General features: G+C 65.7%; 26 protein-coding genes. 19 read left to right on the forward strand and 7 right to left on the reverse strand.

Going from position 1 to position 15,847, the window contains the following annotated elements; all coding sequences use genetic code 11:
* The gene (locus C9E82_RS20410; protein ID WP_221036005.1) at positions 1–1,176 is read left to right on the forward strand and encodes an MFS transporter; all 1,176 of its coding nucleotides are present in this window, start codon (positions 1–3) and stop codon (positions 1,174–1,176) included.
* Positions 1,173–1,316, forward strand: coding sequence for a hypothetical protein (locus tag C9E82_RS24660; RefSeq protein ID WP_170162066.1), 144 nt, complete (start codon positions 1,173–1,175; stop codon positions 1,314–1,316). The genes C9E82_RS20410 and C9E82_RS24660 overlap by 4 nt, the downstream gene beginning before the upstream one ends.
* 41 nt (positions 1,317–1,357) lie before the next feature.
* Here C9E82_RS24660 and C9E82_RS20415 read toward each other — a convergent pair whose 3' ends face one another.
* On the reverse strand, positions 1,358–1,627 hold the full coding sequence (locus tag C9E82_RS20415) for a DUF6429 family protein (protein WP_119898129.1): 270 nt from the start codon (positions 1,625–1,627) through the stop codon (positions 1,358–1,360).
* Positions 1,628–1,816: 189 nt separating this feature from the next.
* Between C9E82_RS20415 and C9E82_RS20420 the strand changes: the two genes are divergently transcribed.
* Positions 1,817–2,134, forward strand: a complete 318-nt coding sequence (locus C9E82_RS20420) for an H-NS histone family protein (RefSeq protein WP_119898128.1) — start codon at positions 1,817–1,819, stop codon at positions 2,132–2,134.
* A gap of 115 nt (positions 2,135–2,249) precedes the next feature.
* On the opposite strand, the gene C9E82_RS20425 is transcribed toward C9E82_RS20420, so the two are convergent.
* From C9E82_RS20425 to C9E82_RS20435, 3 genes are all read right to left on the reverse strand, one after another.
* On the reverse strand, positions 2,250–2,621 hold the full coding sequence (locus C9E82_RS20425) for a hypothetical protein (protein WP_119898127.1): 372 nt from the start codon (positions 2,619–2,621) through the stop codon (positions 2,250–2,252).
* 285 nt (positions 2,622–2,906) lie between these two features.
* Positions 2,907–3,101: a DUF1127 domain-containing protein gene (locus C9E82_RS20430; protein ID WP_119898126.1), complete on the reverse strand. Its 195-nt coding sequence runs from the start codon at positions 3,099–3,101 to the stop codon at positions 2,907–2,909.
* A gap of 230 nt (positions 3,102–3,331) precedes the next feature.
* Positions 3,332–3,736 (reverse strand): GFA family protein, encoded by a 405-nt coding sequence (locus C9E82_RS20435; RefSeq protein ID WP_119898125.1) that lies wholly within the window; start codon positions 3,734–3,736, stop codon positions 3,332–3,334.
* A 72-nt stretch (positions 3,737–3,808) separates the two neighbouring features.
* On the opposite strand from C9E82_RS20435, the gene C9E82_RS20440 reads away from it, so the two are divergent.
* The 12 genes from C9E82_RS20440 (at position 3,809) to C9E82_RS20490 (ending at position 11,622) form a co-directional block, all read left to right on the forward strand.
* Positions 3,809–4,972: an ArdC family protein gene (locus C9E82_RS20440; protein ID WP_425325177.1), complete on the forward strand. Its 1,164-nt coding sequence runs from the start codon at positions 3,809–3,811 to the stop codon at positions 4,970–4,972.
* Positions 4,969–5,340 carry a DUF2958 domain-containing protein gene (locus C9E82_RS20445; RefSeq protein WP_119898124.1) on the forward strand — a complete coding sequence of 124 codons (372 nt, stop codon included), beginning with the start codon at positions 4,969–4,971 and terminating at the stop codon, positions 5,338–5,340. The genes C9E82_RS20440 and C9E82_RS20445 overlap by 4 nt, the downstream gene beginning before the upstream one ends.
* Before the next feature lie 45 nt (positions 5,341–5,385).
* The gene (locus tag C9E82_RS20450) at positions 5,386–5,670 is read left to right on the forward strand and encodes a hypothetical protein (protein WP_119898123.1); all 285 of its coding nucleotides are present in this window, start codon (positions 5,386–5,388) and stop codon (positions 5,668–5,670) included.
* Positions 5,671–5,759: 89 nt separating this feature from the next.
* Complete coding sequence (locus C9E82_RS20455; protein WP_119898122.1) at positions 5,760–7,895, forward strand: ParB/RepB/Spo0J family partition protein; 2,136 nt, start codon at positions 5,760–5,762, stop codon at positions 7,893–7,895.
* A 92-nt stretch (positions 7,896–7,987) separates the two neighbouring features.
* Positions 7,988–8,326, forward strand: coding sequence for a hypothetical protein (locus C9E82_RS24230; protein ID WP_147393080.1), 339 nt, complete (start codon positions 7,988–7,990; stop codon positions 8,324–8,326).
* Positions 8,323–8,619: a hypothetical protein gene (locus C9E82_RS20460; protein WP_119898121.1), complete on the forward strand. Its 297-nt coding sequence runs from the start codon at positions 8,323–8,325 to the stop codon at positions 8,617–8,619. Before C9E82_RS24230 ends, C9E82_RS20460 begins: the two co-directional genes overlap by 4 nt.
* A 182-nt stretch (positions 8,620–8,801) precedes the next feature.
* Positions 8,802–9,170, forward strand: coding sequence for a thermonuclease family protein (locus C9E82_RS20465; RefSeq protein ID WP_119898120.1), 369 nt, complete (start codon positions 8,802–8,804; stop codon positions 9,168–9,170).
* 97 nt (positions 9,171–9,267) lie between these two features.
* The gene (locus tag C9E82_RS20470; RefSeq protein ID WP_119898119.1) at positions 9,268–9,825 is read left to right on the forward strand and encodes a hypothetical protein; all 558 of its coding nucleotides are present in this window, start codon (positions 9,268–9,270) and stop codon (positions 9,823–9,825) included.
* A 66-nt stretch (positions 9,826–9,891) separates the two neighbouring features.
* Positions 9,892–10,293 (forward strand): hypothetical protein, encoded by a 402-nt coding sequence (locus C9E82_RS20475; RefSeq protein ID WP_119898148.1) that lies wholly within the window; start codon positions 9,892–9,894, stop codon positions 10,291–10,293.
* Positions 10,294–10,302: 9 nt separating this feature from the next.
* Complete coding sequence (locus C9E82_RS20480) at positions 10,303–10,497, forward strand: hypothetical protein (RefSeq protein ID WP_119898118.1); 195 nt, start codon at positions 10,303–10,305, stop codon at positions 10,495–10,497.
* 74 nt (positions 10,498–10,571) lie between these two features.
* Positions 10,572–10,985 carry a hypothetical protein gene (locus C9E82_RS20485; RefSeq protein ID WP_119898117.1) on the forward strand — a complete coding sequence of 138 codons (414 nt, stop codon included), beginning with the start codon at positions 10,572–10,574 and terminating at the stop codon, positions 10,983–10,985.
* Positions 10,978–11,622, forward strand: a complete 645-nt coding sequence (locus tag C9E82_RS20490) for an antitoxin of toxin-antitoxin stability system (RefSeq protein ID WP_119898116.1) — start codon at positions 10,978–10,980, stop codon at positions 11,620–11,622. The genes C9E82_RS20485 and C9E82_RS20490 overlap by 8 nt, the downstream gene beginning before the upstream one ends.
* A gap of 4 nt (positions 11,623–11,626) precedes the next feature.
* On the opposite strand, the gene C9E82_RS20495 is transcribed toward C9E82_RS20490, so the two are convergent.
* Together C9E82_RS20495 and C9E82_RS20500 are read right to left on the reverse strand one after the other, a co-directional pair.
* Entirely contained in the window at positions 11,627–12,016 is a 390-nt protein-coding gene (locus C9E82_RS20495) for a type II toxin-antitoxin system VapC family toxin (RefSeq protein WP_119898115.1), read from the reverse strand.
* Entirely contained in the window at positions 12,003–12,278 is a 276-nt protein-coding gene (locus C9E82_RS20500; RefSeq protein ID WP_119898114.1) for an AbrB/MazE/SpoVT family DNA-binding domain-containing protein, read from the reverse strand. Before C9E82_RS20500 ends, C9E82_RS20495 begins: the two co-directional genes overlap by 14 nt.
* A 153-nt stretch (positions 12,279–12,431) precedes the next feature.
* Here C9E82_RS20500 and C9E82_RS20505 point away from each other — a divergent pair, with 153 nt between their 5' ends.
* The 3 genes from C9E82_RS20505 to C9E82_RS20515 all read left to right on the forward strand — a co-directional run bounded on the left by C9E82_RS20505 (position 12,432) and on the right by C9E82_RS20515 (position 13,544).
* Entirely contained in the window at positions 12,432–12,854 is a 423-nt protein-coding gene (locus tag C9E82_RS20505) for an antirestriction protein (protein ID WP_119898113.1), read from the forward strand.
* A gap of 112 nt (positions 12,855–12,966) precedes the next feature.
* A complete protein-coding gene (locus C9E82_RS20510; protein WP_119898112.1) occupies positions 12,967–13,248 on the forward strand; it encodes a type II toxin-antitoxin system ParD family antitoxin in 282 nt (93 codons plus the stop codon).
* On the forward strand, positions 13,245–13,544 hold the full coding sequence (locus C9E82_RS20515; protein ID WP_119898111.1) for a type II toxin-antitoxin system RelE/ParE family toxin: 300 nt from the start codon (positions 13,245–13,247) through the stop codon (positions 13,542–13,544). Before C9E82_RS20510 ends, C9E82_RS20515 begins: the two co-directional genes overlap by 4 nt.
* 27 nt (positions 13,545–13,571) lie before the next feature.
* On the opposite strand, the gene C9E82_RS20520 is transcribed toward C9E82_RS20515, so the two are convergent.
* On the reverse strand, positions 13,572–13,865 hold the full coding sequence (locus C9E82_RS20520; protein ID WP_119898110.1) for a hypothetical protein: 294 nt from the start codon (positions 13,863–13,865) through the stop codon (positions 13,572–13,574).
* Between the two features lie 176 nt (positions 13,866–14,041).
* Here C9E82_RS20520 and C9E82_RS20525 point away from each other — a divergent pair, with 176 nt between their 5' ends.
* Positions 14,042–15,766 carry a strawberry notch-like NTP hydrolase domain-containing protein gene (locus C9E82_RS20525; protein WP_425325178.1) on the forward strand — a complete coding sequence of 575 codons (1,725 nt, stop codon included), beginning with the start codon at positions 14,042–14,044 and terminating at the stop codon, positions 15,764–15,766.
* The last annotated feature ends 81 nt before the right edge of the window (positions 15,767–15,847 follow it).

A 15,847-nucleotide genomic window follows, 5' to 3' on the forward strand; every position in this document is an offset into this window, starting at 1 on the left:
GTGCTCATCTGCGCGGCCACGCTGGTCACCATCGCCATGGGCATCCGGCAGTCCTTCGGCCTGTTCCTGCGCCCGGTCGAGCTGGAGATCGGCGTCGGCCGCGAGGCGTTCGGGCTGGCGATCGCCGTCCAGAACCTGATCCTGGGGCTGGCGCAGCCCCTGGTCGGCGCCCTGGCCGACAGGCATGGGGCCGGGCGCGTGGCGGCGGCGGGCGGGACGTTCTATGCCCTTGGCCTTGCGCTTGCCGCCGGGATCTCGGGTGCGTTCGGGCTGAACCTGACGCTGGGCGTTCTGGTGGGATTTGCGATGACGGGCGTGACCTTCGTCGTGGCCATCGGGGCGGCGGTGCGCGCGGTGCCGCCCGAGAAGCGCGGGTTGGCGGCCGGGATCGTGACCGCCGGCGGCTCGGTCGGCCAGTTCCTTCTGGTGCCGGTGGCGCAGGGGCTGATCGGCACCTTCGGTTGGCGCGGGACGTTGCTGATCTATGCCGCGCTGGCCGGAACGATGGTCCTGCTGGCCATTGGGATCGCCGGACGGCCGAAGCTGCCGGAGGCCGGCACTGCCGGTTCGCAAAGCTTCGGCGAGGCCCTGCGCGAGGCCGCGGGCCATTCCGGCTTCTGGCTGCTGAACGCGGGCTTCTTCGTCTGCGGCTTTCACGTCGCCTTCGTCGGCACCCATCTGCCGGCGTTTCTGGTGGACAAGGGCCTTGACCCTGCGGTGGGCGCGCGGGCGCTGGCATTGGTCGGGCTGTTCAACATCCTCGGCTCCTATGTCTTCGGCATGTCGGCGGATCGCTGGCGCAAGAAGCATGTGCTGGCCGGGATCTACCTTGCCCGCGCGGTGGTGATGACGCTGTTCCTGGCATTTCCGATCACCTCGCTGTCGGCAACGCTGTTCGCCTGCGCCCTGGGCTTTCTATGGCTCGGCACCGTGCCCCTGACCAGCGGTCTCGTCGGCCAGATCTTCGGCGTCCGCTATGTCTCGACGCTGTTCGGCATGGTTTTCCTGTCCCATCAGCTCGGCTCGTTCTTCGGGGCCTGGGGGGCGGGATATGCCTATGCCACGACCGGCTCCTACGACCTCGCCTGGCAGATCTCGATCGCCATCGCCGTGCTTGCCGCTTTGCTGCATTGGCCGATCAGGGACGCGCCGGTTGCAAGGCTGGCCACGGAATGAAGGAGGCACTGCCGCCCTTGACCCGCACCCAGCGGCTGCTGGCCTGCGCCATCGCCCTGGGCCTGGTCGCCGCGGGGCTGCTGCTGTGGCGGGCCTATGGGCTCCCCGTCGCATTGCTCACGGCCTTCATGCTGTGCTGAAAAGGGTGTCCCCTAAACCCACGCTCCATAGAGAAGAATAATCATTCGGAAATCCTGCTCTCGTCGTCGACCGAGCGTCGGTCTTCCCCCTTGCCGAACATCTCGCGAAAAAGCTTTTCCGATCTGGCTATCCCTTCGTCAGTGAGCCAGACGGATTTTGCCTTGTTGACCGGATCGCCGATGAAGCCTTTCTCGTGCAGCCGGTTCATAGAGCCCCAGTCGTGTCCCTTCCACGCCCGGCCATTGCGGTCAAGCGTCAGGTAAAGCAGCGCGAGGACCGCGTCATCTATCCTGTCTTCATCAATCTCCATCGCGTTATTTCCTCCCGGTGACTCACCCTCCTTTCATACCCCATGCTATCCGATAAGGCGCTTGACTGCGAAGACCGAGGCAATACGGCTTACGGGACATCGCAATCCTGCCGGAAACATGGCCAACTGAAATAATTGCCGGGTCACATCCAATCGTTTAAGCGGGGACCGGAAAAAGCGAGGATCCCCATGACCGATATCGATCTCAATGCCCTGTCACTGACCGAATTGAAGCAGCTGGAAAAGAACGTTGCGAAAGCCATCGCCTCATTCGAGGATCGCCGCAAAGCCGAGGCCCGCGCCGCGGCGGAGGCGGTGGCGAAGGAGCACGGCTTCTCATTGGGCGATCTGGTCGACGTCACCTCTTCCCGGAAGCGCGCGACTTCTGCCCCGAAATACCGTCACCCAGAAAACCCGGAAATCACCTGGAGCGGTCGCGGCCGCAAGCCCGCCTGGATTGTCGAAGGGCTGGAAGCCGGCAGGTCTCTGGAAGATTTCGCCATCTGAGCGACGGGCCGGACGTGCGGTCACGCCCTTAAGCTGCCTGCATGTCCTTCCGCCCCCTACGAATGATTTACGCCTGCTGCCCGGCGCTTCATCACCCGTTCCGGCAGCGACAAGGTCATTCCGTCCACGACCCGGTCTTTGCCAGACCGGGATCGAGAACAGGATCGTCCCACCTGGCCGCCGCATTCATCCATGGATCGATGGCATCCCGGAACGCCGGATCCTCGATGCGCAGCATGAAGGTGTAGAGGCGATCGACCACCTGGCGCATCAGGTCGCGCATCTCACCGTCGTCGAGCCGCGACAGTTCCAGCCAGGGAATGCGTCTGCCCGTCCCGTCAATGACGACGACATCGGAGAAATCCCCGGTCTTCGTCATCGGCACATACCCGGCGTGAAGATCTTCCAGCATGGTGTTGCGGACGCAGATCATCGCCATGCCCCTGGCCAGGCTTGCGGCGGCCCGTTCCTCGTCCTTCCGCTTCATTCTCCCCTCCCGATCAATCTTTCTTACAGCCCAGGCAGGCCGAGGCTGAGCTGCTCCTCTCTGCCGTCCTCGCCCTGCGGTTCCAGCGAGGATAGCGTGACGCCGAGCAGCCGTATGCCCTTTTCCACCGGGAACAGCGGGATTTGCGGTGAAAGCCTTCGGCACGTGACAGCGCAAGTGCGGCGATGGTCACATTCGGAGCTGGATGAACCTTGCCCTTACTCGCACGCGCAAGAAAAAACCCCGCAGCACCGCCACGGGGTCCGTTCATCGTTCAGGAGGACTTCAGATGCCGCGGGCGACACGCTCGATATCGCCGCGAGCCAAGCCGATATCGTTCAACTCGCGATCCGTCAGCGCATTCAGTTCGCGGCGGGTGATGCGGGCGTCGTTCCAGGCGGCGATCATCGCGGTCACGCGCGCAAAGACCCCACCAAAGCCGGCGGCAGCATGGTTATGGCTCATTTCGACAGCGGACATTTCGACACCTTTTTCATCTTGCCCAATCATCGGGCTCGTTTCGGACAAGACGGATATATGCCGGGCAAATCGTGCAAAGTAGCCGTGATACCGGCAAGGCCGCTATGCATTCTGCGCCGCAGCATGGGCGCCTGGACGCCTTTCGATGCTGTCCGACGCGCATGGCCATGCGTGCGAGCGGCATGACGAGACCAGCATCACCCGGAACCTGTCAGTTTCCTCGGCCAGGATCAGCCGGTTGGAAGCCCTTGGAAACGCTCAACCTTCTCGTCAAGCCGCACCCATGCATGTCTCGACTGCTCGAATACCGACACGACCGGCGGCGCGAAGGTCGGATCGGCGAACGAGCCGACCCCCACCCCGATCCAGGACGGCGCAGCCTCGGCCTGCCAATAGACGGTCGAGCCGCAAATCGGGCAAAAACGCATCCGGACCTTGCGGCCGCTATCGGCGATGCGAATGAATTCCGTGGACGTTCCGATGATTTCGACGCATTCGACCGAATAGAACGCATTGGCGCTGAACGGCGCGCCGGTTCTTCTCTGGCATGCGAAACAATGACAGAGCGCCGTCAATTCGGGCGGTTTGCCGAAGGACAGTCTGAGAGCACCGCAGGCGCATATGGCATCGACCATGGAAACTCCTTCCGCTTGCGCGGCGAGATTGCGTTGATTTGTGGGCTGAAGCGCAGGCCGGAGCCATGATCCATGGCGGCTGGCGATGCGAGGAGGTCGAGGCCCGATACGATTTTCAGGCTCGACAGATATCACGGTAGATCGCGGAAATACCGGAGTCCAGCGAATACCTGGAATGTCTCCCAGAGAGGCAGAGTGCGGGCGGGGTTTGCCGTGACGGGTTTGTGGCTGGGAGAGTGGCTTCCGGTGCCCGTCGCGGAGATCATCCCGATGGCCAGACAGGACCGCACCGCCCGCGCTGGCGGCAGCAAGCGCACGAATCTTTACGACGAAATCACCGGCAAGATCATCGCCGAGCTCAAAGCGGGCCGCTTTCCCTGGGTCCAACCCTGGGGCAAGGCCACGGCCAAGGCCCCGCTCGGCCTGCCGCAGAATGCCAGCAGCGGGCGGCGGTATTCGGGCATCAATATCCTGATCCTCTGGGGCGCCGTGGTCCAGCATGGTTTCCCCGGACAGGGTTGGCTCACCTTCCGCCAGGCGCTGTCGCTCGGCGGCCATGTCCGCAAGGGCGAGCGCGGCACCACTGTCGTCTATGCCGACCGCTTCACGCCGGAGGACGAAAAGCGGCGGGCTCACGAGACCGGCGATGAACCGGGGAAGATCGCTTTCCTGAAGCGGTTCACCGTGTTCAACACCGCGCAATGCGAGGGGCTGCCCGAGGATATCGCCATGGCCGCGCCACCTCCGCCCCCCGGCCTGATCGAGCCGCGGGTCGAGGCGCTCATCAAGGCCACCGGCATCGACTTCCGCATCGGCGGGGATCGGGCCTATTATGTCCCGGCCCTCGACCATGTGGTCGTCCCGCCCCCGCAAGCCTATTTCGAGCCGATCAACTGGCACCGCACCGCCCTGCACGAGATTTCGCACGCGACAGGCCATGCCTCGCGGCTGAACCGGGATTTCTCCGGCAGTTTCGGCACCAGGAAATACGCCTTCGAAGAGCTGATCGCCGAGATGAGCGCCGCCTTCTGCTGCGCCTCGCTCGGCATCGTGCCGACGGTGCGCCATGCCGATTACCTGGCCTCCTGGCTCGACGTGATGCGCGAGGATTCCCGCGCCATCGTCCGCGCCGCCTCGCAGGCCAGCAAGGCCGCCGACTGGATCCTGGCGCATCTGCCCGCCGAGCACGATAGCGAGACGAATGCGACCTCGACCGATGGGAGGGCGATGGCATGATCCTCCTGACCGATGGATTGCGTGACCGGCTTCTCGCCAACGGCCGCCGGCGCGATGTCGATCATGTGCCGGTGGTGAAGTTCTTCAACCCCTTCGGCGCCGGCGTCTGGCTGGCCACCGCACTGGACGAGGACGGCGACCTCATGTCCGGCCTCGCCGATATCGAGCGTCCCGAACTCGGCTGTTGGTCCTTCACCGAGATGAAGGCGATCCGCCTGCCCTTCGGCATGGGGATAGAACGGGACATCCTGTTCACCGGCGATGCTCCGATCTCGGTCTGGGTCGAGGCGGCGCGGCGGACGGGCAGCATCCGGGAGGCCGAGAGAAACCTCTATCAGGCTGCCCGGGCCAGGACACCGAATATCTGATAGGCTTCGCCCAGTGATGATGTCGCGCGACAACCGGAGGCACGAATGCGGTTCACCTTCACACATAGCCATGCCTTTCCGCATGGTCGCGTCACCGTCGAGAATGACGGCGCCGACCCGCCGGGTTGCCTCGTCGAGTTCGGCGACGGAATGACGGTCGTGGGCGCATGGCAACAGGAGGGCGCGGATTATCTCCTCGACATCCCGGCTCGCAGGACGGCCAAGGGCACGGAAATCTCCGCGCAGCGCTGGCGGCTCTCGCGGAACGGCAAGGGGGTCTGGCGATCCGTCCGGGCGGGCTCGATCGCTTCGCCTTCGGCCCCGGCCTGAGGGCGGGAGAGTCAGAGGAGTGACGGAAGGTCTGCGACGGGTTGGGGTTCGGGAGAGAGGCTCCCGGCGCCCGTCGCGGAGCAAGACTTATGGCCAATGCCGTTCAGAAGATCACCCTGTCGTCCTCGCGCGACATCCCCTTCAACAAGCTCGCCCTCTCGCAGTCCAACGTCCGCCGCGTGAAGGCGGGCGTTTCGGTCGAGGAATTGGCCGAGTCCATCGCCCGCCGCGGGCTGATCCAGTCCCTGCATGTCCGCCCCGTCGTCGATGACGGCGGCAAGGAGACCGGCATGTTCGAGGTGCCTGCCGGCGGCCGCCGCTTCCGGGCGCTGGAACTGCTGGTCAAGCAGAAGCGTCTGGCGAAGACCGCGCCGGTGCCTTGCGTCGTCTCGGAGGCCGGCGCCGATATCCTGATCGACGAGGTGTCGCTCGCCGAGAACATCGAACGTGCACCGCTGCATCCGCTCGACCAGTTCCGCGCCTTCCTCGCCCTGCGCGAGAAGGGCATGACCGAGGAGGCCATCGCCGCCGCCTTCTTCGTTGACGTGAAGGTGGTCAAGCAGCGCCTGCGCCTGGCCTCGGTCTCGCCCGCACTGCTCGAGACCTATGCCGGGGACGGCATGACGCTGGAACAGCTCATGGCCTTCACCGTGGTCGAGGATCATGCCCGACAGGAACAGGTCTGGGACGCGATCAAGGACAACTGGGCCAAGGAGCCCTGGCAGATTCGCCGCATGCTGACCGAGACCACCGTGCCCGCCTCGGACAAGCGCGCGGGTTTCGTGGGCATCGAGGCCTATGAGGCGGCCGGCGGCTATGTCCTGCGCGATCTCTTCCAGCAGGACGAGGGCGGCTGGCTGCAGGATCCGATCCTGCTCGACCGGCTGGTCGGCGAAAAGCTGAAAGCCGAGGCCGAGGCCATCGCCGCCGAGGGCTGGAAATGGATCGAGGTCGCGGTCAGCTTCCCCTACGGCCATGACCATGGGCTAAGCGAACTGACCGGCACCCCGGTCGCCCTGACCGAGGAGGAACGCGCCACCCGCGAGGCACTGCGCGACGAGTACGACCGGCTGGAAGCCGAATATGCCGAGGCCGGCGACCTGCCGGACGAGGTTTATCAACGGTTCGACGAGATCGAGCAGGCGCTGCGGGCCTTCGAATTCCGTCCGGTGGTCTACGACCCGGCCGAGATCGCCCGCGCCGGGGTCTTCATCTGTATCGACGGCGACGGCTCGCCGCTGGTCGAGCGCGGTTTCGTCCGGCCCGAGGACGAAGCATCCACCGATCCCGACGGCGAAGGTGGTGACGGCACCGATGTCGCCACGCCCGATGGCGCGGAACCCGGCAGCCACCAGCGGGCGATCATCACCATCGGCGGCGAGCCGTCCGAATCCGAGGAGGAAGACGACGAGGGCGATGCCATCAAGCCGCTGCCCGAGCGGCTGGTCATCGAACTGACCGCGCATCGGACCCTGGCCCTGCGCGATGCCGTCGCCTCCAATCCCCGCATCGCCATGACCGCGCTGCTGCACAAGCTGGTGCTCGACTGCTTCGGCGCGCATGTCTCCGGTTGCGCACTCCAGGCCCAGGTGCGCGACGTGCATCTGCCGGTGCAATCGCCGGAACTGGGCGAGAGCGACTCGGCGAAACGGATCGACGAGCGCCACGAGGCCTGGAAGCGCGACATTCCGCTCGGGCAGGACGACGACCGGCTCTGGGACTGGCTGGACCAGCTCGACCAGGCCAGCCGCCATGCCCTGCTCGCCCATTGCGTCAGCTTCGGGGTCAATGCACTCTACGAACGCCCCAATCCCTACAGCGGCACGGGTATCAGCCAGCAGGGTCTGGAGCGCCGCCTGCGCGAAGCCGACCGGCTGGCCCAGGCCACCGGCCTGGATCTGGTCGAGGCGGGATGGAAGCCGACCGTCGGCAACTATATCGGCCGCGTCACCAAGGCGCGGATCATCGAGGCGGTACGCGAGGGTGCCGGCGATCATGCCGCCGAACTGATCGGGCATCTGAAGAAGGGCGACATGGCCAAGGAGGCCGAGCGCCTGCTGGCCGATACCGGCTGGTTGCCGGAGCCGCTGCGCAGGCCCGAGCCGGAAGTGGAGGCCGAAATCACCGATGACGAGGGCTTCGACCTGCCGGCCTTCCTCGCCGGTGACGAGGACGCAGTTCCCTCGGACGAAGAAGATGCCGCGGAGTCGGTCGCGGCAGAATGACCTCGCGCGGGGCGGCTTCGGGCGCCCCGCTTTGCCTCATTTCAACCCAAGGCCCGGCATCGCGCCGGGCCGCTTTCGTTTCAGGAGGAAAGGTGACCATGCCAACCTCTACCAACCAGCCCTCGGGCTACATCGCCCGGCAACCCGTTCATGTCGCCATATACGAGCACCCGCATGGCACGGATGTTCGTGTCTTTACTGATCCGGAACACGCCGCCAGTTGGCGCACCCGAATTGCCCGCGAGTGGTGGAACGATGCTTTCGACGACGCCCCGCCACCACCCGACGAGATCGGCAGCGAGTATTTCGAACGAATGGCCGATCACGGCGAGTATTTCTCGACGATGACCTGCCGCATCGAATGCGGCGATCCCGATCCCGCCGATCCCGCAAACCCCGCTCCAGAGACCGAAGATGGAGGCGCATCATGATGACGGTCGACGAGATCTTCGCCGACGACCGCCGCAATCCGCCCTCGGAACGCTCGCTTCCCTGGGAGGAAACGCGGGGCGGCGTCACCGTGGTCGTCGAGCCGAAACCGCATTGGGCCGAGGACATGCGCGCCTTCCGGCTCGACGCCCGCGAATATTGCCGCTATGCCGACTGGACCGCATATGGCGCCCGGACGCGGTTCTACGGGCATATCGACACTTCCGGCGACGATGTGATGATGAAGGCCCGCGCGATGATCGCCCGTGAAATCGCCGACGGCTATTGGGACTGAACGGCCATGAAAGCTGCACCTGGGCACGGGGACCGCATCCCCCGCCGTCCTACCCGGCAATGGCCGCCCTGCCGCTGACCGTGGCCCGAACCTGCGGCCGATCCGCATTGCGATCTCGTCCCGCTTCGGGAAAAACCGTCGGCGGATACCCGCTTCGCCCGTCCAGATGAAAGCCCTCCGCCATGCTCAGCCATATCGTCGTTTCCGTCCTGCTCTGCACGGCGTCCTGCGAACCGGCGGAAATCCGGGTCTGGGACGGGGATTCCGTCCGGCTTGGTCCGGGACGGCAAGGAGAGGCCGTCCGGATCTTCAATATCGACGCCCCGGAGATCGAGGGCCGCTGCGCTTCCGAATCCGACCTCGCGCTGCGATCGAAGATGCGGCTTGCCGAACTCCTGCGAGGCCGGCGGATCGAGATCCTGCGCCAGGGCACCGACCGCTATGGCCGGACCCTGGCGGCGATCCGCGTCGACGGCCGCGATGTCGGCGACATCCTTGTCAGCGAAGGGCTGGCCAGAACCTGGGCCGGGCGGCGGGAGCCCTGGTGCTGATCCAAACCCGGGAACGAGAGTGAGAGGGCGGGCCGGTTGGCCGTGACGGGTTGCAGGCGGGAGAGAGGCTTCCGCCGCCCGTCGCGGAGGATATCCCATGACCCTGTCCCGCCAGGCCGGACTCATTCCCATCGGCGAAATCGTCGCGCGCGAGGTGCTGCCGCGGCTGCGCCACGCCCAGAAGCTGCCGCTGCGCATCTCCTGCTGTGGTGCTGTCGGCTACCATGGCCTCGATGATGCCGACGGTTTCGACCGCATGGCCGTCATCGGCGAATGCCCGTCGCCTAAAGACGCCATGATGATCGCCAACCGGCGCGTCGCACACGGCGACATCCGGATCGACACGGACGATACGCTGCGCTTTCGCCCGCGCATCGTGATCATTCAGGATCGCGATCTCGGCCTGGTCCTCGCCGGGGAAATCCGGGCAGGCATCGTCATCTGGCAGCAACCCGTCGCTTCCGACACCGAGGCCCGCCGCGTCGTCACCGAGGCCAGCCGTCTGCGCAGCATAGCCTTCTCGGCATCCGGACGCGGCGATGCGGCCTCCACCCGTGATCACCGCGCTCGCGCCAGCCTGCTCGAAGCGCGACTGGTCGATCCCTATTGGCGCGAGACGGCTGCTGACCTGCTGCGGCTGCCGCGGGCCGCCTGACCTCGTTCTCGATTTTCGCCCATTCGACCCGGCGGCTCGCCGGGCCCAATCCGTATGGAGTTCCCCATGCCGAAATATGTCGTCCGCAAAGGTCGCGACGCCTTCGTCTACTACGAAACCGTGGTCGAGGCCGCCACGCCGGAAGAGGCTCAAGCGCTTGCCGAAAGCACCAACTACGATGGCGAGTGGGTCGCCACCGGCGAGATATCGGAGTTCGACGATTACGACATCGACGAATATGACGGTGTCCGTCGGCTCGAAGACGGCGAGATCATCGAGGGGTTCGTGAACATCAGCGTTACTGGCAAGGAGCGCGACGCCATGCTCGCGGGCCTGCGACTCCTGCAAGTCGCCCTTGCACGCCGCGACGGCGACCCGCCGCTCAGGAGCATCCTCACCAGGGTCGGTGCGCATGCCGGTGCTGATCTGACCCGGATCGACGCCCTGTGCGAACGCATCAACATTTAGGAGGCCACGATGCATGCGACCTATCTGCGCCTCGACATCCTGGTCTGGGACAGCAACCGCACCGTCATCCGCGCCGCGCGCCGGAAGCTGGCTCGATCCGCCCTCCGCGATCCGGCGAAGCGGGATGCGCGCAAGCGCTTCTATCGCGAGATGCTGCGCCACCACGCCGATGCCCAACGGCTCATGGCGCAGTTTCGCCTCTGACGCCTTCCGCGTCATCACCCTTCATCCTCGCCCGGCCTCGCGCCGGGCTTTCCCGTTTCAGGAAGGAGCCTGACATGGCCGACTATTTCACCCATTTCTCCTGCATCCTCGATGTAGGCAGCCCGGAAAATGCCGCCCGCGCGCTGGAGCTCCATGACGCCCTCGCGAATGAGGACGGTATGGAAGACCTGCCCTCCGATGGTTTCCTGCTCTCGATTCAGCCCGAGAACAGCGGCCAACTCTGGATTCGCGACGACGTCAGCGGCGATCCCGAACAGCTGATCCGGTTCGTCAAGCGCTGCGCCGCCGAATTCGGCCTGACCGGATTATGGGGGTTTCAATTCGCCACGACCTGTTCCCAGGCCAGGGTGAACGCCTTCGGCGGCGGCGCGCACGCCCTCGATCTCGCCACCGGCGAGACGGTGGACCGGATCGACAGCGGCAACTGGCTGGAAATCGTTCTGGACGGAGGCGATCCCTATGCCTGAGGTCATCGAAACCACGGTCTATCGCCTCGACGAGCTTTCAGACACGGCGAAGGACAAGGCCCGCGCCTGGTATCGCGACGGCGGCTTCGACTACGACTGGTATGATGCGGTCTATGAGGATTTCCAGCGGATCGCGGAAATCCTCGGCATCCGCTTCAAGACCCGCACCGTCCGACTCATGGGCGGCGGCTCGCGGCAGGAGCCGCGCATCTTCTTCACGGGCTTCTGGTCGCAAGGCGATGGTGCCTGCTTCGAATGCCACTATTCCTACCGGAAGAACGCTCCGGCCGAGATCCGGTCCCATGCGCCGCTGGACACGATCCTGCACGGCATCGCCGATGCCCTTCAGGCTGTCCAGCGGCGCAACTTCTACCAGCTTCGCGCCGAAGCCAGCCATTGCGGGCATTACTGCCACGAATACTGCATGGCGATTTCCGTCACCCGCGACAGTCCTACCTGGCAGAACATGACCGCCGATGCCGAGGACGTCGTCACCGAAGCGCTGCGCGATCTCTCTCGCTGGCTCTACCGCCAGCTCGAGCGCGAATACGAATACCTGACCTCGGACGAGGCGGTCGACGAGGCCATCACCACCAACGGTTACACCTTCACCGCCGATGGCAAGCGGTTCGGCTGACCCGTCAGACTTCTTGGACGAGGTTGATCCCGGCGGCTTGCGCCGCCTTCACGAACCTGCGGTCGAAGGTCAGGAAAGTCTCCTGCCCCGCCGAGCGGCCCAGATGCAGCGCATCGGCGAAATCCATGCCTCGCTCGGCGAGTTCGAAGGCCGTGGCGACGGTTGCCGCATCCTCGATGGTCACCTGCGGCAGGCCGCCGAAGGCCCGCAGAGCACGCGCGACATCACCCGGCTTGTAGCCATAGGCGCTGCGCAGCACCCATTCCGTCTCCAGCACCACCGTCACCGGCACGAAGACCGGCTGCCCGTCGACGATCTCGCGCGCCCGCCCCGATTGCTCGGGGTGATCGCCGGTCAGGTAGCGGACGACGATATTGGTATCAATCGCGATCATGGCGCCGGCGGGCCTCGGCCAGCACCCCGGCCTCCATATCCTCGAGCGATTTCGGCGCGCCGGTAAAGGGCAGCATCCCGAAGACAGCTTCCGGCCGGGTCGGCGCGAAGGCCGGCGCCCGTTTCAGCAGCACGCCCTCGGGCGTTTCCTCGACAACCAGACGGGTGCCGGCATCCCAGTCCCGGCGCTGGCGGATCGCCTTGGGCAGGATGACCTGCCCCTTGGTCGAGACGGTGGTGATCAGGGGATCGGGCTGGGCCATGGGTCGAACTCCAGAGGTAAGACAGGAGTAAGATAAATGCTCTTACCCCACGGTTCAAGAGGCAGAGGGGGGCCGGGAAGAGGCTGCGCCTGTGGAGGGACGAGAGTGCCTTCCGGCAGCGCATCCCTTTTCCTCTTCCCGGAGAACCATGTCATGACCCTCCCACCCCCTGCACTCAACGATGCGACGCTGGTCCCAGATAACCGCCGCACGGAGTTTCTTCCCCGTCTTTTCGGCCACCGCCTGCTGATCATCGGAGAATATGCGGTGTTCAGCTTCATGGAACGGCTGAGCCCAACTGACTACGGCGGCGGCATCTGGGATTTCTACGAGCTTGCCGGCCAACCGCTCTATATGGCGCCGACCTCGAAGCCCCACTTCCGCCTTTCCTGGGAAGGCAATGGCTACGAGGGTGAGGTCTCGGCCGGCGCCGCCGGCATCATCGCCACGCTCTTCGCCTTCTCGCACCTGTCGTTCAGCTTCGATTCCGACGAACTGGCGGACGGTTTTGCCCGGCTTTACGCCTATGCCACGGATCACCCCGAGGCACGCGAGATCCTCCGGGCCATCGACTGACCCCTGCAAGCGCCCGGCCCGACGGTCGGACGCTTGTTCCTTGATTCACGGGCGGGATGACAAGGACAGCAGAGCATGGTATGAATTTCCCATACCGGCATGGAGACCCAATATGGCCAGCACCGAGAAGCGCACCGTCAGCCTGCCGGCCGAACATGCGGCCTTCATCGACGAACTGGTCGCCTCGGGCAGCTATGCCTCGGCGAGCGAGGTGATCCGGGCCGGCCTGCGCGCCTTGCAGGAGCGCAATGCCGCCGTCGAACGCTGGCTGCGCGAAGATGTCGCCCCGGTCTATGACGCGATGGAAGCGAACCCCGATCGCGCCCGCTCGGCCGACGCCGTGTTCGGCGCCATTCGCGACCGGCATGCGAGGATGCTCTCGGGGCGCTCATGAAGGAACGCCGCGTCGCCTTCGCGCCCGAAGCCGCGGAGGATCTTATCGGCCTCTACGACTGGATCGCCGAGGCCGCCTCTCCGGCGGTCGCCATCCGCTATATCGACAGGGTGGAGGCCTTCTGCCGCCGCCTCGGCATCGGCTCCGAACGCGGGCATCTGCGGTCGGACATCCGCCCCGGCCTGCGCATCGTCGGCTTCGAGCGGCGCCTGACCATCGCCTTCGCGGTCGGCGCCGAGACCGTCACCATCCTGCGGGTCTTCGCCGCCGGCAGGAACTGGGAAGCGACTTTCTGATCGCAACGTATCGCACCTTCCTGAGCCTTACCGATTGCAGTCGATCCAGCGCGACAGCAACTGCCGGTCCCGGAAACACTCGTCCGGGACCGCGCGCCGCTTGATGCGTGCGAGCCGTTCCGCGAAGGCGACCTGTTTCGAGCTCGGCAGGCTGTCCGGGATCGACGGCGTCATCCTTGCCTGGGCATCGATCCAGGCGCTGAGCGCCCGCCGGTCCTGCAGCGCATCCCAAGGCAGTAGCGTGTGGTTCCTGACCGCCAGGGACCGGGCATAGGCGATCTGGCGCGGCGTGGCGGGCAGGGCAAAGCTGGTGGATTCCATGATGGGTCCTCCGTGCTGATCATGCTCCGAATTTAGAACATAAAGGGAACAAAATCAATCCCCGGGCCTGCGGATTCGGGAGAGCCAGAGGTGGGCCTGAAGGGATTTGAGCCGGTGCGGTCGAGAGAGAGCGCCGCTTAGGCTCGATCCTGTCCCGCTCTCCCGAGGAATCCCCGATGAACATGATTTCCGCATCCGCGGCGGCATCCGCCACCGCGTCGCTTCCGCTCGACCATGACGCTGAGACCGCAGCCTGCGTCTTCACCGCTGCCGGTCTGCTGCTGCCGCATCTGGAGCGCGGTCAGCGCGTCGACGCCGCCGCCTTGCGCGGCGCGATGGAAGCAGCCTTCGGCGCGTCCGATGCCACCGGCGCCTGGACCTGGAAGCTGGCCTATGACGCCTGCGAGGCGGCGACGGTCCTGTTCCTGCACAAATACGGAAAAGCGCTTTTCCGCAAAGCCGGGTCTCCGTCGGCAATCCTGCCGCAGCTTACGAAAATTGCCGGGCTCCCGCCGACCCACACCCGGCGTTCCGAGGAAGCGCAGACCTTCCAGCAGTTCTCCACCCCGATCCCTCTCGGCTTCGCTGCGGTGACGGCGGCGGCGATCACGCACGCCGACCGCGTGCTGGAGCCCTCGGCCGGCACCGGGCTCCTCGCCATCCTGGCCGAGATCGCCGGCGGCGCGCTGCTCGTCAACGAACTGGCCGAGGTCCGCGCCGGCCTCTTGTCTTCCCTCTTTCCGGCCTTGTCGGTGACGCGGTTCGACGCTGCCCAGATCGACGATCACCTCGATCCCGGCCTTGTCCCGACGGTGGTGCTGATGAACCCGCCGTTCTCTGCCGTGGCCAATGTCGAGGGGCGCATGGCCGATGCCGCCTTCCGCCATGTCGCCTCGGCGCTGGCGCGCCTCGCGCCCGGCGGGCGGCTCGTCACCATCACCGGCGCGAGCTTCGCGCCCGACAACCCGGCGTGGTCTGCCTCCTGGACGCGGCTGCAGGAGCGAGGCCGCGTCAGCTTCTCGGCCGCGATCGACGGCTCGGTCTATGCCAAGCATGGCACCACCATCGACACGCGACTGACCGTCATCGACAAGCTGCCCGCCGACGATCCCGCCGTGTTTCCGACAGCAATCGGCGTCGCGCCGGACGTGGCCACGCTGATGGGCTGGCTGGCCGAGCAGCTTCCGGCCCGGCTGCCGGTCGATCGTGCCGTCGCCGTGCCGACCGCACGACCTGCCGCACCCCGCACCGTGCGCGGCTATGTCAATCGCGCAGCCCGAGCCGCACCCGCCACGCAGCTAGCCGAGCCGGACGGCGTTCCACTCGCCTATGAGACCGTGGATTGGGAACCGGCAGAGAGCGGCCGCCTCTCCGATGCGATCTATGAGGAATACGGACTTCAGACGATCCGCATTGCCGGGGCGCAAGCGCATCCGACCCAGCTCGTGCAATCCGCCTCGATGGCGAGCATCGCGCCGCCGAAGCCGAGCTACCGCCCGACGCTGCCGAAGGACATTCTCGGCAAGTTGTCCGAGGCGCAGTTGGAGACGGTGATTTATGCCGGCGAGGCCCATACGGGCTTCCTCGCCGGGGCTTGGACGGTGGACGACACGCTCGACAATCTTGCTGCCACGCCGGAGGACGCCAAGGGCGCCGTCCGCTTCCGCCAAGGGTTCATGGTCGGCGATGGCACCGGCGTCGGCAAGGGCCGGGAATCCGCAGCGATCATCCTCGACAACTGGATGCAGGGGCGGCGCAAGGCGGTCTGGATCTCGAAGTCCGACAAGCTGCTGGAGGATGCGCAGCGCGACTGGTCGGCGCTTGGCATGGAGCGGCTGCTGGTCACGCCGCTGTCGCTGTCCGTCGTCAGAACATTTGGCTCAGATCGGGGCTTAGATTAGCGGAGAGCGGGCCTCGTCTTGGGGTTGATGTTATGCGGCGAGCTTGCGGTGCTGCAAGCGCCGATGTTCGATGGTCTTTCG

This window comes from Paracoccus sigandri (assembly GCF_003709565.1).
Lineage (GTDB): Bacteria > Pseudomonadota > Alphaproteobacteria > Rhodobacterales > Rhodobacteraceae > Paracoccus > Paracoccus siganidrum.